38 protein-coding genes are annotated in these 21,589 nt (G+C 50.3%); 32 read left to right on the top strand and 6 right to left on the bottom strand.

Translation table 11 applies throughout. From position 1 onward, the window contains the following. The first annotated feature begins 10 nt into the window (after nt 1-10). The 26 genes from rpsS (at nt 11) to LZP96_RS17700 (ending at nt 12,105) form a co-directional block, all read left to right on the top strand. On the top strand, nt 11-289 hold the full coding sequence (gene rpsS, locus LZP96_RS17825; protein WP_001138115.1) for a 30S ribosomal protein S19: 279 nt from the start codon (nt 11-13) through the stop codon (nt 287-289). Nucleotides 290-303: 14 nt separating this feature from the next. Then, on the top strand, nt 304-636 hold the full coding sequence (rplV, locus tag LZP96_RS17820) for a 50S ribosomal protein L22 (protein ID WP_002919773.1): 333 nt from the start codon (nt 304-306) through the stop codon (nt 634-636). Nucleotides 637-653: 17 nt separating this feature from the next. Further along, nucleotides 654-1,355 carry a 30S ribosomal protein S3 gene (gene rpsC / locus LZP96_RS17815; RefSeq protein ID WP_000529945.1) on the top strand — a complete coding sequence of 234 codons (702 nt, stop codon included), beginning with the start codon at nt 654-656 and terminating at the stop codon, nt 1,353-1,355. A 12-nt stretch (nt 1,356-1,367) separates the two neighbouring features. After that, nucleotides 1,368-1,778 carry a 50S ribosomal protein L16 gene (gene rplP, locus LZP96_RS17810; protein WP_064327684.1) on the top strand — a complete coding sequence of 137 codons (411 nt, stop codon included), beginning with the start codon at nt 1,368-1,370 and terminating at the stop codon, nt 1,776-1,778. Then, entirely contained in the window at nt 1,778-1,969 is a 192-nt protein-coding gene (gene rpmC / locus LZP96_RS17805) for a 50S ribosomal protein L29 (RefSeq protein WP_032614707.1), read from the top strand. Before rplP ends, rpmC begins: the two co-directional genes overlap by 1 nt. Further along, entirely contained in the window at nt 1,969-2,223 is a 255-nt protein-coding gene (gene rpsQ / locus LZP96_RS17800; protein WP_008503489.1) for a 30S ribosomal protein S17, read from the top strand. The genes rpmC and rpsQ overlap by 1 nt, the downstream gene beginning before the upstream one ends. Nucleotides 2,224-2,389: 166 nt before the next feature. Further along, a complete protein-coding gene (rplN, locus tag LZP96_RS17795) occupies nt 2,390-2,761 on the top strand; it encodes a 50S ribosomal protein L14 (RefSeq protein ID WP_004160583.1) in 372 nt (123 codons plus the stop codon). A 10-nt stretch (nt 2,762-2,771) separates the two neighbouring features. After that, on the top strand, nt 2,772-3,086 hold the full coding sequence (rplX, locus tag LZP96_RS17790; protein WP_064327683.1) for a 50S ribosomal protein L24: 315 nt from the start codon (nt 2,772-2,774) through the stop codon (nt 3,084-3,086). A 14-nt stretch (nt 3,087-3,100) separates the two neighbouring features. Beyond that, nucleotides 3,101-3,640 carry a 50S ribosomal protein L5 gene (gene rplE / locus LZP96_RS17785; protein WP_015960710.1) on the top strand — a complete coding sequence of 180 codons (540 nt, stop codon included), beginning with the start codon at nt 3,101-3,103 and terminating at the stop codon, nt 3,638-3,640. A 14-nt stretch (nt 3,641-3,654) separates the two neighbouring features. Next, nucleotides 3,655-3,960 carry a 30S ribosomal protein S14 gene (gene rpsN / locus LZP96_RS17780; protein WP_003863291.1) on the top strand — a complete coding sequence of 102 codons (306 nt, stop codon included), beginning with the start codon at nt 3,655-3,657 and terminating at the stop codon, nt 3,958-3,960. A 30-nt stretch (nt 3,961-3,990) separates the two neighbouring features. Beyond that, nucleotides 3,991-4,383, top strand: a complete 393-nt coding sequence (rpsH, locus tag LZP96_RS17775) for a 30S ribosomal protein S8 (RefSeq protein WP_006178918.1) — start codon at nt 3,991-3,993, stop codon at nt 4,381-4,383. 12 nt (nt 4,384-4,395) lie between these two features. After that, the gene (rplF, locus tag LZP96_RS17770; protein ID WP_064327682.1) at nt 4,396-4,929 is read left to right on the top strand and encodes a 50S ribosomal protein L6; all 534 of its coding nucleotides are present in this window, start codon (nt 4,396-4,398) and stop codon (nt 4,927-4,929) included. A gap of 9 nt (nt 4,930-4,938) precedes the next feature. Further along, nucleotides 4,939-5,292 carry a 50S ribosomal protein L18 gene (rplR, locus tag LZP96_RS17765; protein WP_015960708.1) on the top strand — a complete coding sequence of 118 codons (354 nt, stop codon included), beginning with the start codon at nt 4,939-4,941 and terminating at the stop codon, nt 5,290-5,292. Nucleotides 5,293-5,306: 14 nt separating this feature from the next. Further along, a complete protein-coding gene (gene rpsE / locus LZP96_RS17760) occupies nt 5,307-5,807 on the top strand; it encodes a 30S ribosomal protein S5 (RefSeq protein WP_258926204.1) in 501 nt (166 codons plus the stop codon). Nucleotides 5,808-5,813: 6 nt separating this feature from the next. After that, nucleotides 5,814-5,993 (top strand): 50S ribosomal protein L30, encoded by a 180-nt coding sequence (gene rpmD / locus LZP96_RS17755; protein ID WP_003863301.1) that lies wholly within the window; start codon nt 5,814-5,816, stop codon nt 5,991-5,993. 3 nt (nt 5,994-5,996) lie between these two features. Beyond that, complete coding sequence (gene rplO, locus LZP96_RS17750; protein ID WP_064327681.1) at nt 5,997-6,431, top strand: 50S ribosomal protein L15; 435 nt, start codon at nt 5,997-5,999, stop codon at nt 6,429-6,431. Nucleotides 6,432-6,438: 7 nt separating this feature from the next. Further along, entirely contained in the window at nt 6,439-7,770 is a 1,332-nt protein-coding gene (secY, locus tag LZP96_RS17745; protein ID WP_064327680.1) for a preprotein translocase subunit SecY, read from the top strand. A gap of 31 nt (nt 7,771-7,801) precedes the next feature. Then, nucleotides 7,802-7,918, top strand: coding sequence for a 50S ribosomal protein L36 (gene rpmJ / locus LZP96_RS17740; protein ID WP_000868187.1), 117 nt, complete (start codon nt 7,802-7,804; stop codon nt 7,916-7,918). Between the two features lie 146 nt (nt 7,919-8,064). Beyond that, on the top strand, nt 8,065-8,421 hold the full coding sequence (gene rpsM, locus LZP96_RS17735) for a 30S ribosomal protein S13 (protein WP_003031135.1): 357 nt from the start codon (nt 8,065-8,067) through the stop codon (nt 8,419-8,421). A 16-nt stretch (nt 8,422-8,437) separates the two neighbouring features. Continuing rightward, nucleotides 8,438-8,827, top strand: coding sequence for a 30S ribosomal protein S11 (gene rpsK / locus LZP96_RS17730; protein ID WP_003031137.1), 390 nt, complete (start codon nt 8,438-8,440; stop codon nt 8,825-8,827). A 34-nt stretch (nt 8,828-8,861) separates the two neighbouring features. Continuing rightward, the gene (rpsD, locus tag LZP96_RS17725) at nt 8,862-9,482 is read left to right on the top strand and encodes a 30S ribosomal protein S4 (protein WP_064327679.1); all 621 of its coding nucleotides are present in this window, start codon (nt 8,862-8,864) and stop codon (nt 9,480-9,482) included. A gap of 25 nt (nt 9,483-9,507) precedes the next feature. After that, a complete protein-coding gene (locus tag LZP96_RS17720) occupies nt 9,508-10,497 on the top strand; it encodes a DNA-directed RNA polymerase subunit alpha (RefSeq protein ID WP_002919219.1) in 990 nt (329 codons plus the stop codon). A 40-nt stretch (nt 10,498-10,537) separates the two neighbouring features. Next, nucleotides 10,538-10,924, top strand: a complete 387-nt coding sequence (gene rplQ / locus LZP96_RS17715) for a 50S ribosomal protein L17 (protein ID WP_064327678.1) — start codon at nt 10,538-10,540, stop codon at nt 10,922-10,924. Between the two features lie 111 nt (nt 10,925-11,035). Continuing rightward, the gene (locus LZP96_RS17710; RefSeq protein ID WP_064327677.1) at nt 11,036-11,407 is read left to right on the top strand and encodes a DnaJ family domain-containing protein; all 372 of its coding nucleotides are present in this window, start codon (nt 11,036-11,038) and stop codon (nt 11,405-11,407) included. Then, nucleotides 11,407-11,832: a Zn(2+)-responsive transcriptional regulator gene (gene zntR, locus LZP96_RS17705; protein ID WP_064328198.1), complete on the top strand. Its 426-nt coding sequence runs from the start codon at nt 11,407-11,409 to the stop codon at nt 11,830-11,832. The genes LZP96_RS17710 and zntR overlap by 1 nt, the downstream gene beginning before the upstream one ends. Nucleotides 11,833-11,889: 57 nt before the next feature. Beyond that, nucleotides 11,890-12,105: an alternative ribosome-rescue factor A gene (locus LZP96_RS17700; RefSeq protein WP_064327676.1), complete on the top strand. Its 216-nt coding sequence runs from the start codon at nt 11,890-11,892 to the stop codon at nt 12,103-12,105. On the opposite strand, the gene mscL is transcribed toward LZP96_RS17700, so the two are convergent. From mscL to def, 5 genes are all read right to left on the bottom strand, one after another. After that, nucleotides 12,106-12,516 carry a large-conductance mechanosensitive channel protein MscL gene (gene mscL, locus LZP96_RS17695; RefSeq protein WP_064327675.1) on the bottom strand — a complete coding sequence of 137 codons (411 nt, stop codon included), beginning with the start codon at nt 12,514-12,516 and terminating at the stop codon, nt 12,106-12,108. Nucleotides 12,517-12,663: 147 nt separating this feature from the next. Then, entirely contained in the window at nt 12,664-14,040 is a 1,377-nt protein-coding gene (trkA, locus tag LZP96_RS17690; protein ID WP_064327674.1) for a Trk system potassium transporter TrkA, read from the bottom strand. A 22-nt stretch (nt 14,041-14,062) separates the two neighbouring features. Further along, nucleotides 14,063-15,346, bottom strand: coding sequence for a 16S rRNA (cytosine(967)-C(5))-methyltransferase RsmB (gene rsmB / locus LZP96_RS17685; protein WP_064327673.1), 1,284 nt, complete (start codon nt 15,344-15,346; stop codon nt 14,063-14,065). A gap of 52 nt (nt 15,347-15,398) precedes the next feature. After that, complete coding sequence (gene fmt, locus LZP96_RS17680; protein WP_064327672.1) at nt 15,399-16,346, bottom strand: methionyl-tRNA formyltransferase; 948 nt, start codon at nt 16,344-16,346, stop codon at nt 15,399-15,401. 27 nt (nt 16,347-16,373) lie between these two features. Further along, on the bottom strand, nt 16,374-16,883 hold the full coding sequence (gene def, locus LZP96_RS17675; RefSeq protein WP_064327671.1) for a peptide deformylase: 510 nt from the start codon (nt 16,881-16,883) through the stop codon (nt 16,374-16,376). Nucleotides 16,884-17,010: 127 nt separating this feature from the next. Between def and dprA the strand changes: the two genes are divergently transcribed. The 6 genes from dprA to LZP96_RS17645 are packed head-to-tail and all read left to right on the top strand — an operon-like array spanning nt 17,011 to nt 20,793. Next, nucleotides 17,011-18,135: a DNA-protecting protein DprA gene (dprA, locus tag LZP96_RS17670; protein ID WP_064327670.1), complete on the top strand. Its 1,125-nt coding sequence runs from the start codon at nt 17,011-17,013 to the stop codon at nt 18,133-18,135. Next, complete coding sequence (smg, locus tag LZP96_RS17665) at nt 18,107-18,580, top strand: DUF494 family protein Smg (RefSeq protein WP_064327669.1); 474 nt, start codon at nt 18,107-18,109, stop codon at nt 18,578-18,580. Before dprA ends, smg begins: the two co-directional genes overlap by 29 nt. 25 nt (nt 18,581-18,605) lie before the next feature. Then, a complete protein-coding gene (locus LZP96_RS17660; protein WP_064327668.1) occupies nt 18,606-19,148 on the top strand; it encodes a DNA topoisomerase family protein in 543 nt (180 codons plus the stop codon). Nucleotides 19,149-19,152: 4 nt separating this feature from the next. Continuing rightward, nucleotides 19,153-19,725, top strand: a complete 573-nt coding sequence (gene tsaC, locus LZP96_RS17655; RefSeq protein ID WP_064327667.1) for an L-threonylcarbamoyladenylate synthase type 1 TsaC — start codon at nt 19,153-19,155, stop codon at nt 19,723-19,725. A 4-nt stretch (nt 19,726-19,729) separates the two neighbouring features. After that, nucleotides 19,730-20,548 (top strand): shikimate dehydrogenase, encoded by an 819-nt coding sequence (gene aroE, locus LZP96_RS17650; RefSeq protein WP_064328197.1) that lies wholly within the window; start codon nt 19,730-19,732, stop codon nt 20,546-20,548. Then, nucleotides 20,545-20,793 carry a DUF1488 family protein gene (locus LZP96_RS17645; protein WP_064327666.1) on the top strand — a complete coding sequence of 83 codons (249 nt, stop codon included), beginning with the start codon at nt 20,545-20,547 and terminating at the stop codon, nt 20,791-20,793. Before aroE ends, LZP96_RS17645 begins: the two co-directional genes overlap by 4 nt. On the opposite strand, the gene LZP96_RS17640 is transcribed toward LZP96_RS17645, so the two are convergent. Continuing rightward, nucleotides 20,769-21,323, bottom strand: coding sequence for a gamma carbonic anhydrase family protein (locus LZP96_RS17640; protein ID WP_064327665.1), 555 nt, complete (start codon nt 21,321-21,323; stop codon nt 20,769-20,771). The genes LZP96_RS17645 and LZP96_RS17640 overlap by 25 nt on opposite strands. Nucleotides 21,324-21,589: the final 266 nt, after the last annotated feature.

Here is a 21,589-nt window from a genome sequence, read left to right as displayed (position 1 = left end):
AGGATAAGCCATGCCACGTTCTCTCAAGAAAGGTCCTTTTATTGACCTGCACTTGCTGAAGAAGGTAGAGAAAGCGGTGGAAAGCGGAGACAAGAAGCCCCTGCGCACTTGGTCCCGTCGTTCAACGATCTTTCCTAACATGATCGGTTTGACCATCGCTGTCCATAATGGTCGTCAGCACGTTCCAGTCTTTGTTTCCGACGAAATGGTCGGTCACAAACTGGGTGAATTCGCACCGACTCGTACTTATCGCGGCCATGCTGCTGATAAAAAAGCGAAGAAGAAATAAGGTAGGAGGAAGAGATGGAAACTTTAGCTCAACATCGCCATGCTCGTTCTTCTGCTCAGAAGGTACGCCTTGTTGCTGACCTGATTCGCGGTAAGAAAGTGTCGCAGGCCCTGGACATCCTGACCTATACCAACAAGAAAGCTGCGGTATTGGTCAAGAAAGTACTGGAATCTGCCATTGCTAACGCTGAACACAACGATGGCGCTGACATTGACGATCTGAAAGTTGCGAAAATTTTCGTAGATGAAGGCCCAAGCATGAAGCGCATTATGCCGCGTGCGAAAGGTCGTGCAGATCGCATCCTGAAGCGCACCAGCCACATTACTGTGGTTGTGTCCGATCGCTGAGACTCTGGAGACTAGCAATGGGTCAGAAAGTACATCCTAATGGTATTCGCCTGGGTATTGTAAAACCATGGAATTCAACCTGGTTTGCGAACACCAAAGAATTCGCTGACAACCTGGACAGCGATTTTAAAGTACGTCAGTACCTGACTAAGGAACTGGCTAAAGCGTCTGTATCTCGTATCGTTATCGAGCGTCCAGCTAAGAGCATCCGTGTGACTATTCACACTGCTCGTCCTGGCATCGTGATCGGTAAGAAAGGCGAAGACGTAGAAAAACTGCGCAAGGTCGTAGCGGATATCGCTGGCGTTCCTGCACAGATCAATATCGCTGAAGTTCGTAAGCCTGAACTGGACGCTAAATTGGTTGCTGACAGCATCACTTCACAGCTGGAACGTCGTGTTATGTTCCGTCGTGCTATGAAGCGTGCTGTACAGAACGCAATGCGTCTGGGCGCTAAAGGTATCAAAGTTGAAGTTAGCGGCCGTCTGGGCGGCGCGGAAATCGCACGTACCGAATGGTACCGCGAAGGTCGCGTACCGTTGCACACACTGCGTGCTGACATCGACTACAACACCTCTGAAGCGCACACCACTTACGGTGTAATCGGCGTTAAGGTATGGATCTTCAAAGGTGAGATCCTGGGTGGTATGGCTGCTGTTGAACAACCGGAAAAACCGGCTGCGCAACCTAAAAAGCAGCAGCGTAAAGGCCGTAAATAAGGAGCGTCGCTGATGTTACAACCAAAGCGTACAAAATTCCGTAAAGTGCACAAAGGCCGCAACCGTGGTCTGGCGCAGGGTACGGATGTTAGCTTCGGCTCTTTCGGTCTGAAAGCTGTTGGCCGTGGGCGTCTGACTGCACGTCAGATCGAAGCAGCACGTCGTGCAATGACCCGTGCAGTTAAGCGTCAAGGTAAAATCTGGATCCGTGTATTCCCGGACAAACCAATTACCGAGAAGCCGCTGGAAGTTCGTATGGGTAAAGGTAAAGGTAACGTGGAGTACTGGGTTGCCTTGATCCAACCGGGCAAAGTCCTGTATGAAATGGACGGTGTACCGGAAGAGCTGGCCCGTGAAGCATTCGGCCTGGCAGCAGCGAAACTGCCGATTAAAACCACCTTTGTAACTAAGACGGTGATGTAATGAAAGCAAATGAGCTGCGTGAAAAAAGCGTTGAAGAGCTGAACGCTGAGCTGCTGAACCTGCTGCGTGAGCAGTTTAACCTGCGCATGCAGGCTGCAAGTGGCCAGCTGCAACAGACTCACCTGCTGAAGCAAGTGCGTCGTGATGTTGCACGCGTTAAGACTTTACTGACTCAGAAGGCGGGTGCGTAATGACCGATAAAATCCGTACTCTGCAAGGTCGTGTTGTTAGCGACAAAATGGAGAAATCCATTGTTGTTGCTATCGAACGTATTGTGAAACACCCGATCTACGGTAAATTCATCAAGCGTACGACCAAACTGCACGTACATGACGAGAACAACGAATGTGGTATCGGCGACAAGGTTGAAATCCGTGAATGCCGTCCACTGTCCAAGACTAAGTCCTGGACGCTGGTTCGCGTTGTAGAGAAAGCGGTTCTGTAATAGAGTTAGCCTTCTCAATACGAATAAACGGCTCAGCAATGAGCCGTTTATTTTTTCTACCCATATTGTAGAAGCGGTGTTATAATGCCGCGCCCTCGATATGGGGCTTTTTAACGGCTCTGATTTTGGAGTCTCAGGTAGTAGTTGACATTAGCGGAGCACTGAAATGATCCAAGAACAGACTATGCTGAACGTCGCCGACAACTCCGGTGCACGTCGCGTAATGTGTATCAAGGTTCTGGGTGGCTCGCACCGTCGCTACGCAGGCGTAGGCGACATCATCAAGATCACCATCAAGGAAGCAATTCCACGTGGTAAGGTCAAAAAAGGTGATGTGCTGAAAGCGGTAGTGGTGCGCACCAGAAAGGGTGTTCGTCGCCCTGACGGTTCTGTCATTCGCTTCGATGGTAATGCATGCGTTATTTTAAACAATAACAGCGAGCAGCCTATCGGCACGCGTATCTTTGGGCCGGTAACTCGTGAGCTTCGTACTGAGAAGTTCATGAAAATTATCTCTCTGGCACCAGAAGTACTCTAAGGAGCGAATCATGGCAGCGAAAATCCGTCGTGATGACGAAGTTATCGTGTTAACCGGTAAAGATAAAGGTAAACGCGGTAAAGTAAAAAATGTTCTGTCTTCCGGCAAGATCATTGTTGAAGGTATCAACCTGGTTAAGAAACATCAGAAGCCGGTTCCGGCCCTGAACCAACCAGGTGGCATCGTTGAAAAAGAAGCTGCTATTCAGGTTTCTAACGTTGCGCTCTTCAACTCGGCAACCGGTAAGGCTGACCGTGTAGGCTTTAGATTTGAAGATGGCAAAAAAGTCCGTTTCTTCAAATCGAACAGCGAAACTATCAAGTAATTTGGAGTAGTACGATGGCGAAACTGCATGATTACTACAAAGACGAAGTAGTTAGCAAACTCATGACTGAGTTTAACTACAATTCTGTCATGCAAGTCCCTCGGGTCGAGAAGATCACCCTGAACATGGGTGTTGGTGAAGCGATCGCTGACAAAAAACTGCTGGATAACGCAGCAGCTGATTTGACAGCTATCTCCGGTCAAAAGCCGTTGATCACCAAAGCACGCAAATCTGTTGCAGGCTTCAAAATCCGTCAGGGCTATCCGATCGGCTGTAAAGTAACTCTGCGTGGCGAACGCATGTGGGAGTTCCTTGAGCGCCTGATCTCTATTGCTGTTCCACGTATCCGTGACTTCCGTGGCTTGTCCGCTAAGTCTTTCGACGGTCGTGGTAACTACAGCATGGGTGTCCGTGAGCAGATCATCTTCCCAGAGATCGACTACGATAAAGTCGACCGCGTGCGTGGTTTGGATATTACCATTACCACTACTGCGAACTCTGACGAAGAAGGCCGTGCTCTGCTGGCTGCCTTTGACTTCCCGTTCCGCAAGTAAGGTAGGGTTACTGAATGGCTAAGCAATCAATGAAAGCACGCGAAGTAAAGCGCGTAGCTTTAGCTGATAAATTCTTCGCTAAACGCGCTGAACTGAAAGCGATCATTTCTGATGTGAACGCTTCCGACGAAGATCGTTGGAATGCTGTTCTCAAGCTGCAGTCTCTGCCGCGTGATTCCAGCCCGTCTCGTCAGCGTAACCGCTGCCGTCAAACAGGTCGTCCACATGGTTATGTGGGCAAGTTCGGGTTGAGCCGTATCAAACTGCGTGAAGCCGCCATGCGCGGTGAAGTACCAGGCTTGAAAAAGGCTAGCTGGTAATTACCAATTGAATCACGGGAGTAAAGACAGATGAGCATGCAAGATCCGATCGCGGATATGCTGACCCGTATCCGTAACGGTCAGGCCGCGAACAAAGTTGCGGTCACCATGCCTTCCGCCAAGCTGAAAGTGGCAATTGCCAACGTGCTGAAGGAAGAAGGTTTTATCGAAGATTTTAAAGTTGAAGGCGACACCAAGCCGGAACTGGAACTTACGCTTAAGTATTTCCAGGGTAAAGCTGTTGTAGAAAGCATTCAGCGTGTCAGCCGCCCAGGCCTGCGCATCTATAAGAAAAAAGATGAGCTGCCTAAAGTTATGGCTGGTCTGGGTATCGCAGTTGTTTCTACCTCTAAAGGTGTTATGACTGATCGTGCAGCGCGCCAAGCTGGTCTTGGTGGCGAAATTATCTGCTACGTAGCCTAATCGGAGGAAAGAATGTCTCGTGTTGCTAAAGCACCGGTCGTTATTCCTGCCGGCGTTGATGTAAAAATCGACGGACAGGTTATTACGATCAAAGGTAAAAATGGCGAGCTGACTCGTACCCTCAACAATGCTGTTGAAGTTAAACATGCAGACAATGCTCTGACCTTCGGTCCACGTGATGGTTTCGTGGATGGATGGGCTCAGGCTGGTACCGCGCGTGCCCTGCTGAACTCAATGGTTGTTGGTGTTACCGAAGGCTTCACTAAAAAGCTTCAACTAGTTGGTGTAGGTTATCGTGCAGCGATCAAAGGGAATGCAGTAGGCCTGTCTCTGGGCTTCTCACACCCTGTTGAGCATCCGCTGCCAGCCGGTATCACTGCAGAATGTCCGTCTCAGACTGAAATCGTGCTGAAAGGCGCGGATAAACAGCTGATCGGTCAGGTTGCAGCAGATCTGCGCGCCTACCGTCGTCCTGAGCCTTATAAAGGCAAGGGTGTTCGTTACGCCGACGAAGTCGTGCGTACCAAAGAGGCTAAGAAGAAGTAAGGTAACACTATGGATAAGAAATCTGCTCGTATCCGTCGTGCGACCCGCGCACGCCGCAAGCTCAAAGAGCTGGGTGCAACTCGCCTGGTGGTACATCGTACCCCGCGTCATATTTACGCACAGGTCATTGCACCGAACGGTTCTGAAGTTCTGGTAGCTGCTTCTACTGTAGAAAAAGCTATTACAGAACAATTGAAGTACACCGGTAACAAAGACGCTGCTGCAGCTGTAGGTAAAGCTGTTGCTGAACGCGCTCTGGAAAAAGGCATCAAAGTCGTGTCCTTTGACCGTTCCGGGTTCCAATATCATGGTCGTGTCCAGGCACTGGCAGATGCTGCCCGTGAAGCTGGCCTTCAGTTCTAAGGTAGAGGTGTAAGATGGCTCACATCGAAAAACAGGCTGGCGAACTGCAGGAAAAGCTGATCGCGGTTAACCGCGTATCTAAAACCGTTAAAGGTGGTCGTATTTTCTCCTTCACAGCTCTGACTGTTGTTGGTGATGGTAATGGTCGCGTTGGTTTTGGTTACGGTAAAGCGCGTGAAGTTCCAGCAGCGATCCAGAAAGCGATGGAAAAAGCCCGTCGCAATATGATTAACGTCGCGCTGAACCACGGCACCCTGCAACACCCTTTAAAAGGTGTTCACACGGGTTCTCGTGTATTCATGCAGCCGGCTTCTGAAGGTACCGGTATTATTGCCGGTGGTGCAATGCGCGCCGTTCTGGAAGTCGCTGGAGTTCATAACGTTCTGGCCAAAGCATATGGTTCCACCAACCCGATCAACGTGGTTCGTGCAACTATTGATGGCCTGGAAAATATGAATTCTCCAGAAATGGTCGCTGCCAAGCGTGGTAAATCCGTTGAAGAAATTCTGGGGTAATTGACCATGGCAAAGACTATTAAAATCACTCAAACCCGCAGTGCAATCGGTCGTCTGCCGAAACACAAGGCAACGCTGCTTGGCCTGGGTCTGCGTCGTATTGGTCATACCGTTGAGCGTGAGGATACTCCCGCTGTACGTGGTATGGTCAACGCGGTTTACTTCATGGTTAAAGTTGAGGAGTAAGAGATGCGTTTAAATACTCTGTCTCCAGCCGAAGGCTCTAAAAAGGCGGGTAAACGCCTTGGTCGTGGTATCGGTTCTGGCCTCGGTAAAACCGGTGGTCGTGGTCACAAAGGTCAGAACTCTCGTTCTGGCGGTGGCGTACGTCGCGGTTTCGAGGGTGGCCAGATGCCACTGTACCGTCGTCTGCCGAAATTCGGCTTCACCTCTCGCAAAGCAGCGATTACAGCGGAAATCCGTCTGTCTGACCTGGCGAAAGTTGAAGGCGGCGTTGTTGACCTGAACACGCTGAAAGCAGCAAACATTATCGGTATCCAGATCGAGTTCGCGAAAGTGATCCTGGCTGGTGAAGTTTCAACTCCGGTAACTGTTCGTGGCCTGCGTGTATCTAAAGGCGCACGTGCTGCTATCGAAGCTGCTGGCGGTAAAATTGAGGAATAAGTAGCAGATGGCTAAGCAACCGGGATTAGATTTTCAAAGTGCCAAGGGTGGTTTTGGCGAACTTAAACGCAGACTTCTGTTTGTGGTTGGTGCGCTGATTGTTTTCCGAATTGGCTCTTTTATTCCGATCCCTGGTATCGATGCCGCTGTACTTGCCAAACTGCTTGAGCAACAGCGAGGTACCATCATTGAAATGTTCAACATGTTCTCTGGTGGTGCTCTCAGCCGTGCTTCAATCTTTGCACTGGGTATTATGCCGTATATTTCGGCATCAATTATTATCCAGCTGCTGACGGTCGTTCATCCGGCCCTGGCAGAGTTGAAGAAAGAAGGGGAGTCTGGTCGTCGTAAGATCAGCCAGTACACCCGTTACGGCACTCTGGTGCTGGCAATATTCCAGTCGATCGGTATTGCTACCGGTCTTCCGAATATGCCTGGTATGCAAGGTCTGGTAATCAATCCAGGCTTTGCGTTCTATTTCACCGCTGTTGTAAGTCTGGTCACAGGAACCATGTTCCTGATGTGGCTCGGCGAACAGATTACTGAACGAGGTATCGGTAACGGTATCTCGATCATTATCTTCGCTGGTATCGTTGCGGGACTCCCGCCAGCCATTGCCCATACAATCGAGCAAGCGCGTCAAGGCGACCTGCACTTCCTTCTGTTGCTATTGGTTGCAGTGTTAGTATTTGCAGTGACGTTCTTTGTTGTCTTCGTTGAACGTGGTCAACGCCGCATTGTGGTGAACTACGCTAAACGTCAACAGGGTCGTCGCGTGTATGCTGCACAGAGCACACATTTGCCGCTGAAAGTGAATATGGCGGGTGTAATCCCGGCAATCTTCGCTTCCAGTATCATTCTGTTCCCGGCGACCATCGCGTCATGGTTCGGGGGCGGTACTGGTTGGAACTGGCTGACAACAATTTCGCTGTATTTGCAGCCTGGGCAACCGCTTTATGTGTTACTCTATGCGTCTGCAATCATCTTCTTCTGTTTCTTCTATACGGCGTTGGTCTTCAACCCACGTGAAACAGCAGATAACCTGAAGAAGTCCGGTGCATTTGTACCAGGAATTCGTCCGGGAGAGCAAACGGCGAAGTATATCGATAAAGTAATGACTCGCCTGACTTTGGTTGGTGCGCTTTATATTACTTTTATTTGCCTGATCCCGGAGTTCATGCGTGATGCAATGAAAGTACCGTTCTACTTCGGTGGAACTTCACTGCTCATCGTTGTTGTCGTGATTATGGACTTTATGGCTCAAGTGCAAACTCTGATGATGTCAAGTCAGTACGAGTCTGCATTGAAGAAGGCGAACCTGAAAGGCTACGGCCGCTAAACGGTCGCCCGAGAAGTTACGGAGAGTAAAAATGAAAGTTCGTGCTTCCGTCAAGAAATTATGCCGTAACTGCAAAATCGTTAAGCGTGATGGTGTCATCCGTGTGATTTGCAGTGCCGAACCGAAACATAAACAGCGCCAAGGCTGATTATTTCGCATATTTTTCTTGCAAAGTTGGGTTGAGCTGGCTAGATTAGCCAGCCAATCTTTTGTATGTCTGTGCGCAACCATTTGAGTATCCTGAAAACGGGCTTTTCAGCATGGTGTGTACATATTAAATAGTAGGAGTGCATAGTGGCCCGTATAGCAGGCATTAACATTCCTGATCAGAAACATGCTGTGATCGCATTAACTTCGATCTACGGCGTCGGCAAGACCCGTTCCAAGGCCATTTTGGCTGCAGCGGGTATCGCTGAAGATGTTAAGATCAGTGAGCTGTCTGAAGAACAAATCGACACGCTGCGTGACGAAGTTGCCAAATTTGTCGTTGAAGGTGATCTGCGCCGTGAAGTTAGCATGAGCATCAAGCGCCTTATGGACCTTGGTTGCTATCGCGGTTTGCGTCATCGTCGTGGTCTGCCAGTGCGCGGTCAGCGTACTAAGACCAACGCACGTACCCGTAAGGGTCCGCGCAAACCGATCAAGAAATAATCGGGGTGATTGAATAATGGCAAAGGCACCAATTCGTGCACGTAAGCGTGTAAGAAAACAAGTCTCTGACGGCGTGGCTCATATCCATGCTTCTTTTAACAACACCATCGTTACTATTACTGATCGTCAGGGTAACGCATTGGGTTGGGCAACAGCCGGTGGTTCCGGTTTCCGTGGTTCACGCAAATCCACTCCGTTTGCAGCTCAGGTTGCAGCAGAGCGTTGCGCTGAAGCCGTAAAAGAATACGGCATCAAGAATCTGGAAGTTATGGTTAAAGGTCCGGGTCCGGGTCGCGAATCTACTGTTCGTGCTCTGAACGCCGCTGGTTTCCGCATCACTAATATTACTGATGTGACTCCGATCCCTCATAACGGTTGTCGTCCGCCGAAAAAACGTCGCGTTTAACGCTTACGTTTTCTAGGATTGTTGGAGATAGAAAATGGCAAGATATTTGGGTCCTAAGCTCAAGCTGAGCCGTCGTGAGGGCACCGACTTATTCCTTAAGTCTGGCGTTCGCGCGATCGATACCAAGTGTAAAATTGAACAAGCTCCTGGCCAGCACGGTGCGCGTAAACCGCGTCTGTCTGACTATGGTGTGCAGTTGCGTGAAAAGCAGAAAGTTCGCCGTACTTACGGTGTGCTGGAGCGTCAGTTCCGTAACTACTATAAAGAAGCAGCACGTCTGAAAGGCAACACTGGTGAAAACCTGTTGGCTCTGCTGGAAGGTCGTCTGGACAACGTTGTTTACCGTATGGGCTTCGGTGCTACTCGCTCCGAGTCACGCCAGTTGGTTAGCCATAAAGCGATCATGGTAAACGGTCGTGTTGTTAACATCGCTTCTTATCAGGTTAAAGCGAATGACGTTGTTAGCATTCGTGAGAAAGCGAAAAAGCAATCTCGCGTGAAAGCCGCTCTGGAGCTGGCTGAGCAGCGTGAAAAGCCAACCTGGCTGGAAGTTGATGCTGGCAAGATGGAAGGCACGTTCAAGCGTCAGCCGGAACGTTCTGATCTGTCTGCGGACATTAACGAACACCTGATCGTCGAGCTTTACTCCAAGTAAAGCTTAGTACCAAAGAGAGGACACAATGCAGGGTTCTGTGACAGAGTTTCTAAAACCGCGCCTGGTAGATATCGAGCAAGTGAGTTCGACGCACGCCAAGGTGACCCTTGAGCCTTTAGAGCGTGGCTTTGGCCATACTCTGGGTAACGCACTGCGCCGTATTCTGCTCTCATCGATGCCGGGTTGTGCGGTGACCGAAGTTGAGATTGATGGTGTACTTCATGAGTACAGCACCAAAGAAGGTGTTCAGGAGGATATCCTGGAAATCCTGCTCAACCTGAAAGGGCTTGCGGTGAGAGTTCAGGGGAAAGATGAAGTTATCCTTACCTTGAATAAATCTGGCATTGGCCCTGTGACTGCAGCCGACATTACCCACGACGGTGATGTCGAAATCGTCAAGCCGCAGCACGTGATCTGCCACCTGACCGATGAGAACGCAGCGATTAGCATGCGTATCAAAGTTCAGCGCGGTCGTGGTTATGTGCCGGCTTCTGCCCGAATTCATTCGGAAGAAGATGAGCGCCCAATCGGCCGTCTGCTGGTCGACGCATGTTACAGCCCTGTAGAGCGTATTGCCTACAATGTTGAAGCAGCGCGTGTAGAACAGCGTACCGACCTGGACAAGCTGGTCATCGAAATGGAAACCAACGGCACAATCGATCCTGAAGAGGCGATTCGTCGTGCGGCAACCATCCTGGCAGAACAACTGGAAGCTTTCGTTGACTTACGTGATGTACGTCAGCCTGAAGTGAAAGAAGAGAAACCAGAATTCGATCCGATCCTGCTGCGCCCTGTTGACGATCTGGAATTGACTGTCCGCTCTGCTAACTGCCTTAAAGCAGAAGCTATCCACTATATCGGTGATCTGGTACAGCGTACCGAGGTTGAGTTGCTGAAAACGCCGAACCTGGGTAAAAAATCTCTTACCGAGATTAAAGACGTGCTGGCTTCACGTGGTCTGTCTCTGGGCATGCGCCTGGAAAACTGGCCACCGGCAAGCATTGCTGACGAGTAACCGGATCACAGGTTAAGGTTTTACTGAGAAGGATAAGGTCATGCGCCATCGTAAGAGTGGTCGTCAACTGAACCGCAACAGCAGCCATCGCCAGGCTATGTTCCGCAACATGGCAGGTTCACTGGTTCGTCATGAGATCATCAAGACGACCCTGCCTAAAGCGAAAGAGCTGCGTCGCGTAGTTGAGCCGCTGATTACTCTTGCCAAGACTGACAGCGTTGCAAATCGTCGTCTGGCATTCGCCCGCACTCGTGATAACGAGATCGTGGCAAAACTGTTTAACGAGCTGGGCCCGCGTTTCGCGACCCGCGCCGGTGGTTACACTCGTATTCTGAAGTGTGGCTTCCGTGCAGGCGACAACGCTCCGATGGCTTACATCGAGCTGGTTGATCGTTCTGAGTCGAAAGCAGAAGCTGCTGCAGAGTAATCTGCAGTAACGTAAAGAAACCCGCTTCGGCGGGTTTTTTTATATCTTGTATGCCCTCATATTCCCTACAATAACCCTATCAATTTTTGTTCATCCTCTGGAGCACACGTTATGTGGTTACTCGATCAGTGGGCAGAACGCCATATACTTGATGCCCAACGCCAGGGAGAATTCGACAACCTGCCGGGTTCAGGTGAACCATTGACCCTGGATGAAGATCTCCACGTTCCCCCAGAGCTTCGAGCCGGTTATCGGCTTCTTAAAAATGCAGGCTGCCTACCCCCAGAACTCCAGCAGCGTAAAGAAGCGGTGGATCTTGCCGACCTGTTAAAAACAGTCAGTCGGGACGAACCAGAATATGAAGCGCTCAGTCGTCGTCTTGCGCTGCTAGAACTTAAACTACGTCAGTCGGGGTTAAGCACCGAGTTTCTTCATGGTGAATATGCCCATAATCTGGCGTCAAAAATGAAGGAGGCGGAATGATGTATCGTATTGGTCAGATCGCTAAACTTGCCGACGTCACCCCCGATACCATTCGTTATTACGAAAAACAGCAAATGATGGATCATGAAGTGCGTACCGAAGGTGGGTTCAGGCTATATACGGAAAAGGATCTACAGAGACTGAAGTTCATTCGACATGCCCGGCAGCTGGGGTTTACCCTGGATTCAATAAGAGAACTGCTGTCGATCCGGATAGATCCGGAGCACCACACTTGCCAGGAATCAAAAAGTATCGTTCAGGCCCGGCTGAGCGAAGTTCAGGCGCGTATTGAAGAATTGCAAACGATGCAGAGATCTCTGCAAAGACTCAATGATGCCTGCTGCGGTACAGCCCACAGTAGCATTTACTGCTCGATCCTGGAGACGCTTGAACAGGGCGTGCGCAGTGAAACGAAGGGGTGTTGATTTTAAAGAGAGGCAGGACTACACTCCTGCTGTTTTTACATACAATCTGGAGAACTTATGAGCCGGTATCAACATACGAAAGGCCAAATTCAGGACAATGCTATTGCAGCATTACTGCATGATCCCCTGTTTAAACAGCGTATTGAAAAGAATAAGAAAGGAAAAGGCAGTTATTTGCGAAAAGAGAAAAATGCAAAAGGACGTAACTGGGAGGCCAGTGGCAAGAAAGTGAATCGCTTTTTTGCCACTGGCCTTCTTACTTTCTGGGCCTGATTAAGAACGACTGTTCTGTTCTTTTAACAGATCGCGAATTTCAGTAAGCAGCACTTCTTCTTTCGTAGGGGCCGGTGGTGCTTTAGGCTCTTCTTTTTTGCGATTCAGCTTATTGATAAGCTTGATAGCCAGGAAGATCGCAAATGCAACGATGACAAAATCAAAGATATTCTGAATAAAAATACCGTAATGCATTACGACGGCAGGAATATCACCCTGCGCTTCACGAAGCGTAACGGCAAACTGTTTGAAATCGATGCCGCCAATTAATAATCCTAACGGCGGCATAATGATATCGGCGACAAGAGATGAAACGATCTTACCGAACGCTGCACCAATAATCACACCTACTGCCAAATCTACCACGTTCCCGCGCATCGCAAATTCGCGAAATTCTTTAACAAAACTCATTTCATTCTCCTTATGCCAGCTGACAATTTTAAGTTTAACAAATCATTAGCTAATTACCATTAACGACTAATAATCGTCAGGAAGAATTAGTCATCAGAAAATATAGGGGATTATCTTCAGGGTACCTGTAAAGGTACCCCATCAGAATTACAGGAAGAAAGGACTTGGCTGGAATAAGCGTTCTACGTCGCTAATAAACTTTTTATCCGTCAGGAACATAATGACGTGATCGCCTTGCTCAATACGTAAATTATCGTTCGCAATCATGACGTCGTTTCCACGCACTACGGCACCAATAATCGTACCTGGCGGCAGTTTAATTTCATCGATGGCACGGCCAACAACGCGTGAGGTGGTTTCATCGCCGTGCGCTACGGCCTCGATGGCCTCGGCAACGCCACGACGTAATGAGGAAACCCCGACGATATCCGCTTTTCGCACGTGGCTAAGTAATGCAGAAATCGTTGCCTGTTGTGGGGAAATAGCGATATCAATCACGCTGCCTTGCACCAAATCCACATAGGCCCGGCGTTGAATCAACACCATAACTTTTTTGGCGCCCATGCGTTTTGCCAGCATGGCAGACATAATGTTCGCTTCATCGTCATTCGTGACCGCAATAAACAGATCGACTTGATCGATATGCTCTTCGGCGAGTAACTCTTGATCGGACGCATCGCCATAGAAGACGATCGTGTTTTGCAATTTTTCTGCGAGCTCGGCAGCGCGCTGTTGATCGCGTTCGATCAGTTTTACGCTGTAGTCTTTTTCCAGACGATGCGCCAGACCAGCGCCGATATTCCCGCCCCCAACCAGCATGATGCGCTTGTAGGGTTTTTCCAGACGCTGAAGCTCACTCATTACCGCACGAATATGCTGCGATGCTGCGATAAAGAAGACTTCATCACCCGCTTCCACAATGGTTGAGCCTTGTGGACGGATGGGGCGGTCATGGCGGAATATCGCTGCGACGCGCGTATCAATATGAGGCATATGTTCACGCATGGTGGACAATGCGTTGCCAATCAACGGGCCGCCATAATAGGCTTTCACCACCGCCAGGCTGACCTTGCCCTCGGCGAAATTGACGACCTGCAATGCGCCCGGATACTCAATCAAACGGTAAATGCTGTCGATAACCAACTGTTCCGGCGCAATCAAATGATCGATGGGCACCGCTTCCGAATTAAATAACTTCTCCGCATCCCGCACGTAATCCGGGGAACGAATACGCGCAATACGATTCGGCGTGTTAAATAACGAATACGCGACCTGACAGGCAACCATGTTGGTTTCATCTGAACTGGTGACCGCGACCAGCATGTCTGCATCGTCAGCACCCGCCTCGCGCAGAACGCGAGGGTGTGAACCATGGCCCTGCACAACGCGCAGATCGAACTTATCCTGCAAACCGCGCAGCCGATCCCCGTTGGTATCAACGATAGTGATGTCGTTATTCTCGCCCACCAGGTTTTCGGCCAACGTACCACCGACCTGTCCGGCACCCAGAATGATTATCTTCATAAATTGCGACCTGTTTTCACCATCACGCTTTGACTATCTTAGCGTAAAAGAAGCCATCACCTTCTTCAGCTCCGGGAAGATTTTGTTTGCCCGGTTTTTCGGCAGTGCCTGTACAGAGTTTGGCGTCTGGTGTGCGTTTCAGGAATGCTGCGATTTGCTGACCATTCTCTTCAGGAAGTACAGAGCAGGTGGCATAAACCAGCGTGCCGCCGGACTTAAGGTGTGGCCAGATGGCCTCCAGGATTTCTGCCTGCAACTGGGCTAATTCACTGATATCGCGATCGCGGCGCAGCCATTTTATATCGGGATGTCGACGCACCACGCCCGTAGCAGAACAAGGCGCATCTAATAAAATACGGTCGAACTGCTCATCGCCACACCACTGGGCTGGCGTGCGGCCATCGCCTTGTTTAACCTCTGCTTTTAAACCGAGGCGTTTCAGGTTGTCATAAACGCGGGAGAGTCGTTGTTCATCGACATCGACGGCCAAAACGCTCGCCTGCGGAGCAACTTCCAGAATATGGGTTGTTTTACCGCCTGGCGCTGCACAGAGATCTAAAATACGCTCGCCATTTTGCGGTTCCAGATAGGCCATGCAACCCTGGGCTGATGCATCCTGTACGGTGACCCAGCCTTGATCAAAACCCGGTAAAGAAAATACGGGTGCAGGAGAAAGTAAACGCACTGCATCCGGATACCCGCTGTGTACTGCACCCTCCATACCGGCTTCTTCCAGAAGAGCCAGCCACTCATCGCGTGAGTGATGAGCGCGGTTAACGCGCAGCCACATAGGAGGGCGTTGGTTGTTTGCCTCGACTATTGCGGCCCAGTTTTCCGGGTAGGCTTTTTTAAGTCGTTTTAGCAGCCACTCTGGATGCAGGAAGCGATGTTCTGATTGTGCAAATTCGGCCAGAAGTTCTTCCTGCTGGCGCTGGAACTGACGCAGCACGCCGTTAATGAGCCCTTTCAACTGCGGGCGTTTGATGGCAACGGCGCCTTCCACGGTTTCAGCCAGAGCGGCATGCGGAGGAATACGCGTATGCAGCAACTGATAAAATCCGACCATAATCAGATAATGAATGGTGCGCTGCTTTCCCGTCATTGGCCGGGACATGAGTTTGCTGATAAGCCATTCATGCTGGGGAAGGGTGCGTAGCACGCCAAAGCACAACTCCTGCAGCAGGGCTTTATCTTTATCGGACACTTTTTGCTGCAGCGGTGGCAGAATGTTGCTCAGAGACTGACCCTGTTCGACTACTTGCTCAATAGCCTGTGCTGCCATACTGCGAAGGTTTTGTTTTTTCATAGCCGTAGAAATAAAAATGCCCGGAAACTCCGGGCCTTAGGAATAGATGAACTCAGGCAAGACTTCTGCCTGGCGTAAACCACTCACGACGAGAATTTAAAAGATCCTGTGCGCTCATCGCTTTCTTGCCCGCCGGCTGGAGTGATTCAAGATTCAGGATGCCTGAAGTCGTGGCGACCTGAATTCCCTGTTTATTTGCGTCGACGATGGTGCCCGGAACGGCTTGTGTTTCTGCGTCAATAACGGAAGCTTTCCAGATTTTGACAGGCTGATCGTCAATCATCAGCCAGCTCATCGGCCAGGGATTAAAGGCACGAATACAGCGTTCAAGCTGGGCGGCAGACAGGGACCAGTCAATTCTGGCTTCCTCTTTACTGAGTTTTTCCGCATAGGTAACGAGGGCTTCATCCTGCACTTCCGGATGTGCCGTGCCGTCTGCCAGCTGTTGCAAGGTTTCGATTAATCCCTGTGGACCAAGCTCTGCGAGCTTATCGTACAAGGTCGCGCTGGTATCCTCAGCGGTGATGGGGCAGGCGAGCTTAAAGAGCATGTCACCCGTATCCAGGCCAACATCCATCTTCATGATCGTCACGCCGGTTTCACTGTCACCCGCCCATAGCGCACGTTGAATAGGAGCAGCTCCACGCCAGCGAGGCAGGAGAGAACCGTGCACATTCACGCAGCCCAGACGCGGTAGATCAAGCACAGCTTTGGGCAAAATCAACCCATAGGCCACAACCACCATGACATCTGCATTCAGGTCAGCGACCAGCTGCTGATTCTCTGCCGGGCGTAGGGATACCGGCTGAAATACCGGTAACCCTTTTTCTTCCGCCAGTACTTTTACCGGGCCAGGGAGCAATTTTTTGCCGCGCCCGGCCGGGCGGTCAGGCTGTGTAAACACACCCACAACCTCATGACCCGACGTTAAAAGCGCATCAAGATGTCGCGCCGCGAAATCGGGCGTTCCAGCGAAGATAATGCGAAGCTTTCTAGACACGTTATTCCTTGTATCCGGGGGGGCACATTATGCACGAGCGCGCATACGGTCCAGTTTCTCTACTTTCTGACGAATACGCTGTTGCTTCAGGGGGGAGAGATAATCAATAAAGAGTTTCCCCACCAGATGATCCATCTCATGCTGAATGCAAATCGCCAGCAGGTCATCTGCTTCCAGTTCAAACGGTTTGCCGTCTCGGTCAAGCGCGCGAATTTTCACTTTCTCTGCACGAGGCACCAAAGCACGTTGTTCAGGGATGGACAGACAGCCCTCTTCAATACCGGTTTCGCCGCTTTTCTCAAGCAGCTCAGGATTGATCAGCACCAGGCGCTCTTCGCGATTTTCTGATACATCAATCACGATGATACGTTTGTGAATGTCTACCTGTGTTGCCGCCAGGCCAATCCCTTCTTCAGCGTACATCGTATCGAACATATCATCGACGATACGCTGAATTTCTGCATTCACTTCTTTAACCGGTTCAGCGACGATGCGAAGGCGCTCGTCCGGAATATGTAACACTTGCAAAACTGCCATAAATTTCCAGAGTCGTATTCAGGAGTTGATAAGATTATTACCTCTATTCTAGACAAATCCCCCTCTGATTGACAGCATCGCTGACCAATCGCAAAGATTGCTGAGGCTGCTTATGGCAGGGGAAAGGATGACATCGACAGAGATTTGGTTACGCCTGATACATATAGGTGATTTATATGGTGAGAGAATGGTTAACCTTGGCCAGCGTCTCTCATCATGCGGGCAGTTAGATCACGCTTTACTTGCAGAAGCCGGGCTGACAAAAAAGCAGATCGACAAGTTTTATGCGCAGAGCGGCGCTGAGATAGAAAGAAGCTTGCAGTGGCTTGCTATGCCCGACCATTATCTTCTGACGGCGAACAGCCCGCACTATCCCTCTATTTTGCGCACGCTGGTCGATTTTCCCGGCGCATTGTTTGTTGCCGGAAATATTCATGCGCTAAATAGCGTTCAGTTGGCTGTCGTGGGAAGTCGCTCCCCCTCCTGGTATGGCGAACGCTGGGGGAAGATCATTTGTGAGCAACTGGCACAAACTGGATTGACCATAACCAGCGGGCTGGCGTGTGGTATAGACGGCGTGGCACACCGTGCGACGCTTGCCGTCCAGGGTACGACGGTGGCAGTGCTTGGCAACGGGCTATTCAACGTCTACCCGCGCAGGCATGTGCCTCTGGCTGAACAGATTATTGCCTCTGCCGGTGCCGTTATTTCTGAATTCTCGCTGGCTACGCCTCCCTGGCCTGCCAATTTTCCCCGTCGTAATCGAATCATTAGTGGGTTAAGCCTCGGCGTATTTGTCGTCGAGGCTGCGTTACGCAGTGGTTCGTTAGTGACGGCCCGATATGGGCTGGAACAAGGCCGCGAGGTATTTGCCTTGCCGGGGCCGATAGGAAACCCCGGTTGTGAAGGTCCACACTGGTTAATAAAACAGGGCGCAACGCCGGTTACACGCGCGGAGGACATCCTCGAAAATTTGCGACATGGGTTACATTGGTCAGCGGATCAGCCTGAAAAAGCACTTTATTCATCAGATAAGGAGGCCGTGGCATTGCCATTTCCAAAGCTCCTGGCTAACGTAGGAGATGAGGTAACACCTGTTGACGTTGTCGCTGAACGTGCCGGCCAACCTGTGCCAGCAACGGTAGCACAGCTACTGGAACTGGAGTTAGCAGGGTGGATCGCAGCTGTACCCGGCGGCTATGTCCGATTAAGGAGGGCAAGCCATGTTCGACGTACTGATGTATTTGTTTGAGACTTACATCCATAACGAAGCCGAAACGCGCGTGGATCAGGACAGAATAACGCGAGACCTTACCGATGCGGGATTTGAACAGGAAGATATCTTTAACGCATTAAACTGGCTCGAAAAACTGGCTGACTATCAGGATGGTCTTGCCGAACCGATGCAGATGGCCTCTGACCCTTTATCTGTGAGGATCTATACAGCAGAAGAGGGTGAAAGGCTGGATGCCAGTTGCCGGGGATTTTTGTTATTCCTGGAGCAAATTCAGGTGCTAAACCTCGAAACCCGAGAGATGGTGATAGAGCGCGTCATGGCGCTGGATACGGCAGAGTTCGAACTGGATGATCTGAAATGGGTCATCCTGATGGTTCTGTTTAACATTCCAGGGTGTGAAAATGCCTATCAGCAGATGGAAGAATTACTCTTTGAAGTGAATGAAGGTATGCTGCATTAATTGATGTGTAGCATGAAGAGTATTTATGGCCAAATCAGCACTCTTTACGGTGCGTAACAACGAGCCCTGCCCACAATGCGGGGCTGAACTTGTTATACGATCCGGGAAACACGGTCCGTTTCTCGGATGCTCTCACTATCCGGACTGCCAATATGTTCGTCCCCTGCAGAATCAGGCGGACGGACATATCGTTAAGATTCTGGAGGGGCAGACCTGCCCTGAATGCGGCGGCAATCTCGTGCTGCGCCAGGGGCGCTTTGGCATGTTTATCGGATGCATTGACTATCCCCAGTGCGCACATACTGAACAAATTGATAAGCCAGATGAAACAGCGATAGCGTGCCCACAGTGCCAACAAGGGAGCCTGGTCCAGCGTCGTTCGCGTTTTGGCAAAACCTTTTACTCCTGCGATCGCTATCCGGAATGTCAGTTTGTTATCAATTTCAAACCGGTTGCGGGATCATGCCCTCATTGCGATTACCCGCTGCTTATAGAAAAGAAAACAGCGCAGGGCGTTAAATGCTTCTGCGCCAGTAAACAATGTGGAAAGCCGGTATCGGCGGATTAAACCTGTGAATAATAATGTTCAATCAGGCTCCATTGCGCATGCACTGGAAGTACTGAAAAAAGAAGACGTCATCGCCTATCCTACAGAAGCTGTTTTTGGAGTCGGTTGCGATCCGGACAGTGAAGTCGCGGTCAATCGCTTATTAACGCTCAAACAAAGACCCGTCGAAAAAGGACTGATTCTGATTGCTGCCAGCTTCGCGCAGCTAAAACCCTATATTGACGATTCAATGCTCACGTCTGAACAACGTGAGACGATCTTTGCATCGTGGCCGGGTCCGGTAACGTACGTTTTCCCGGCGTTGCCTACAACGCCTCGCTGGTTGACGGGGCGATTTAACTCGCTGGCCGTTCGGGTAACGGATCATCCTGTTGTTATTGCGTTGTGTGAACAATTTGGTAAGCCACTGGTTTCAACCAGCGCAAACCTGACCGGATTACCCCCATGCCGCAACAGAAGTGAAGTCCTTGCGCAATTTGGCGATGATTTCCCTGTGGTACTCGGTGAAACGGGAGGGCGTCAAAATCCTTCGGAAATTCGGGATGCATTAACCGGCGAACGTTTTCGCCAGGGGTAACATGATGGAAACGTACGCCGTTTTTGGTAATCCGATCGCGCACAGTAAATCTCCCTTTATCCATGGTGAATTTGCCCGGCAACTGCAGATCAAACACCCGTATGGGCGCGTACTGGCGCCACTGGATGACTTTATCCCGACGCTAAATGGTTTTTTTAAGGCGGGAGGCAAAGGTGCGAATATTACCGTGCCATTTAAAGAGCAGGCATTTGAACGAGCCGATGTGTTAACGGAACGCGCCTCGCTTGCGGGTGCAGTGAATACCTTAAAATATCTCGAAGATGGTCGACTGCTGGGCGATAACACCGACGGCATTGGTTTACTCAGCGATCTCGAAAGACTTTCCTATATCAAACCAGGCTATCGGATCTTACTCATCGGGGCAGGGGGCGCGTCGCGAGGGGTATTATTACCCTTGCTGTCTATGGATTGCGCCGTAACCATTACCAATCGCACCTTTTCCCGTGCTGAAGAACTGGCGGGCCTGTTTTCTCATACGGGTAGTGTGGGAGCATGTGCGATGGAGAATCTTCAAGGGCACGAGTTTGATCTGATAATCAATGCGACCTCAAGCGGCATTAAAGGCGACGTGCCTGAGATCCCCTCCTCCCTTATTAATCCCCATGCCTGTTACTACGACATGTTCTATCAGAAAGGACAAACCCCTTTCCTTGCATGGTGCGAAGGCCATGGTGCGAAACATCTCTCCGATGGACTCGGAATGCTGGTGGGACAGGCTGCACATGCGGTATTGCTTTGGCATGGTGTCTTACCGGAAGTAGAACCAGTGATACACTCCCTGCAACAGGCGCTGCTGGTATGAATCAGGCTATTCATTTCCCGGACAGAGAAACCTGGGATGAAGAAAGGCAGGCGGTTTGCTTCCCTGTAATAGTGAATGGTATGCAACTGACGTGTGCGATGGGGGGCGGCGAACTGCTTCGCCGTTTTGGAGGGATATCACCCCTCCAGGCGTTCGTTGAAAATCGCTGGGATCTGGAAGAAGAAGCCAGCGACAGGATCCGCGATCGACAAGAAGACGATCAGGGCTGGGTCTGGTTATCCTGAGCCAGATATTCATCTTTCCATTTTACGTAGTTGTTCGCTGAATATTTCAACCCTTCTATCTCTGCTTCTTTTAAAGGGCGGATCTGTTTAACCGGACTGCCCAGATAGAGATAGCCGCTTTCCAGACGTTTGTTTTGCGGCACCAGGCTGCCAGCGCCAATCATCACATCGTCTTCTACTATTACGCCGTCCAGCAATATAGACCCCATTCCAACCAGGACGCGATTGCCAATCGTGCAGCCATGCAACATGACTTTATGTCCTACCGTGACATCTTCGCCCACGATCAGCGGGTTGCCGTCAGGGTTATAGCTGGATTTATGGGTGACGTGTAAGACACTGCCGTCCTGGATATTCGTACGCGCACCGATTGCGACATAATTCACATCACCTCGTATAGCGACTAACGGCCAGATACTGACATCAGCGGCGAGTCGGACATCTCCAATGACAACACTGCTGCTATCGATCATCACGCGATCGCCTCTTTGTGGGAGAAGATCTTTATAAGGACGCACGGAACGGGACATAACTACCTCAGCTCATAAACAGGATACAGAAGACTTTGATCGTAATATCCCGTGTGGGCAAGCGTTAAATGCGTCAATATTTAAGCAAATCGGGCGGGAATTCAGCGAAAAGAGTGGAAAATCAGCAGTCAGAAAAAAAGATCCAAAAAACGCTTGTGCTAAAAACTGGGATCCCTATAATGCGCCTCCATCGACACGGCGGATGTGAATCACTTCACACAAACAGCCGGTTCGGTTGAAGAGAAAAAATCCTGAAATTCAGGGTT

This window comes from Huaxiibacter chinensis (assembly GCF_022171985.1).
GTDB lineage: Bacteria > Pseudomonadota > Gammaproteobacteria > Enterobacterales > Enterobacteriaceae > Enterobacter > Enterobacter chinensis_A.
This window is presented reverse-complemented; position numbering and strand designations above follow the sequence as displayed.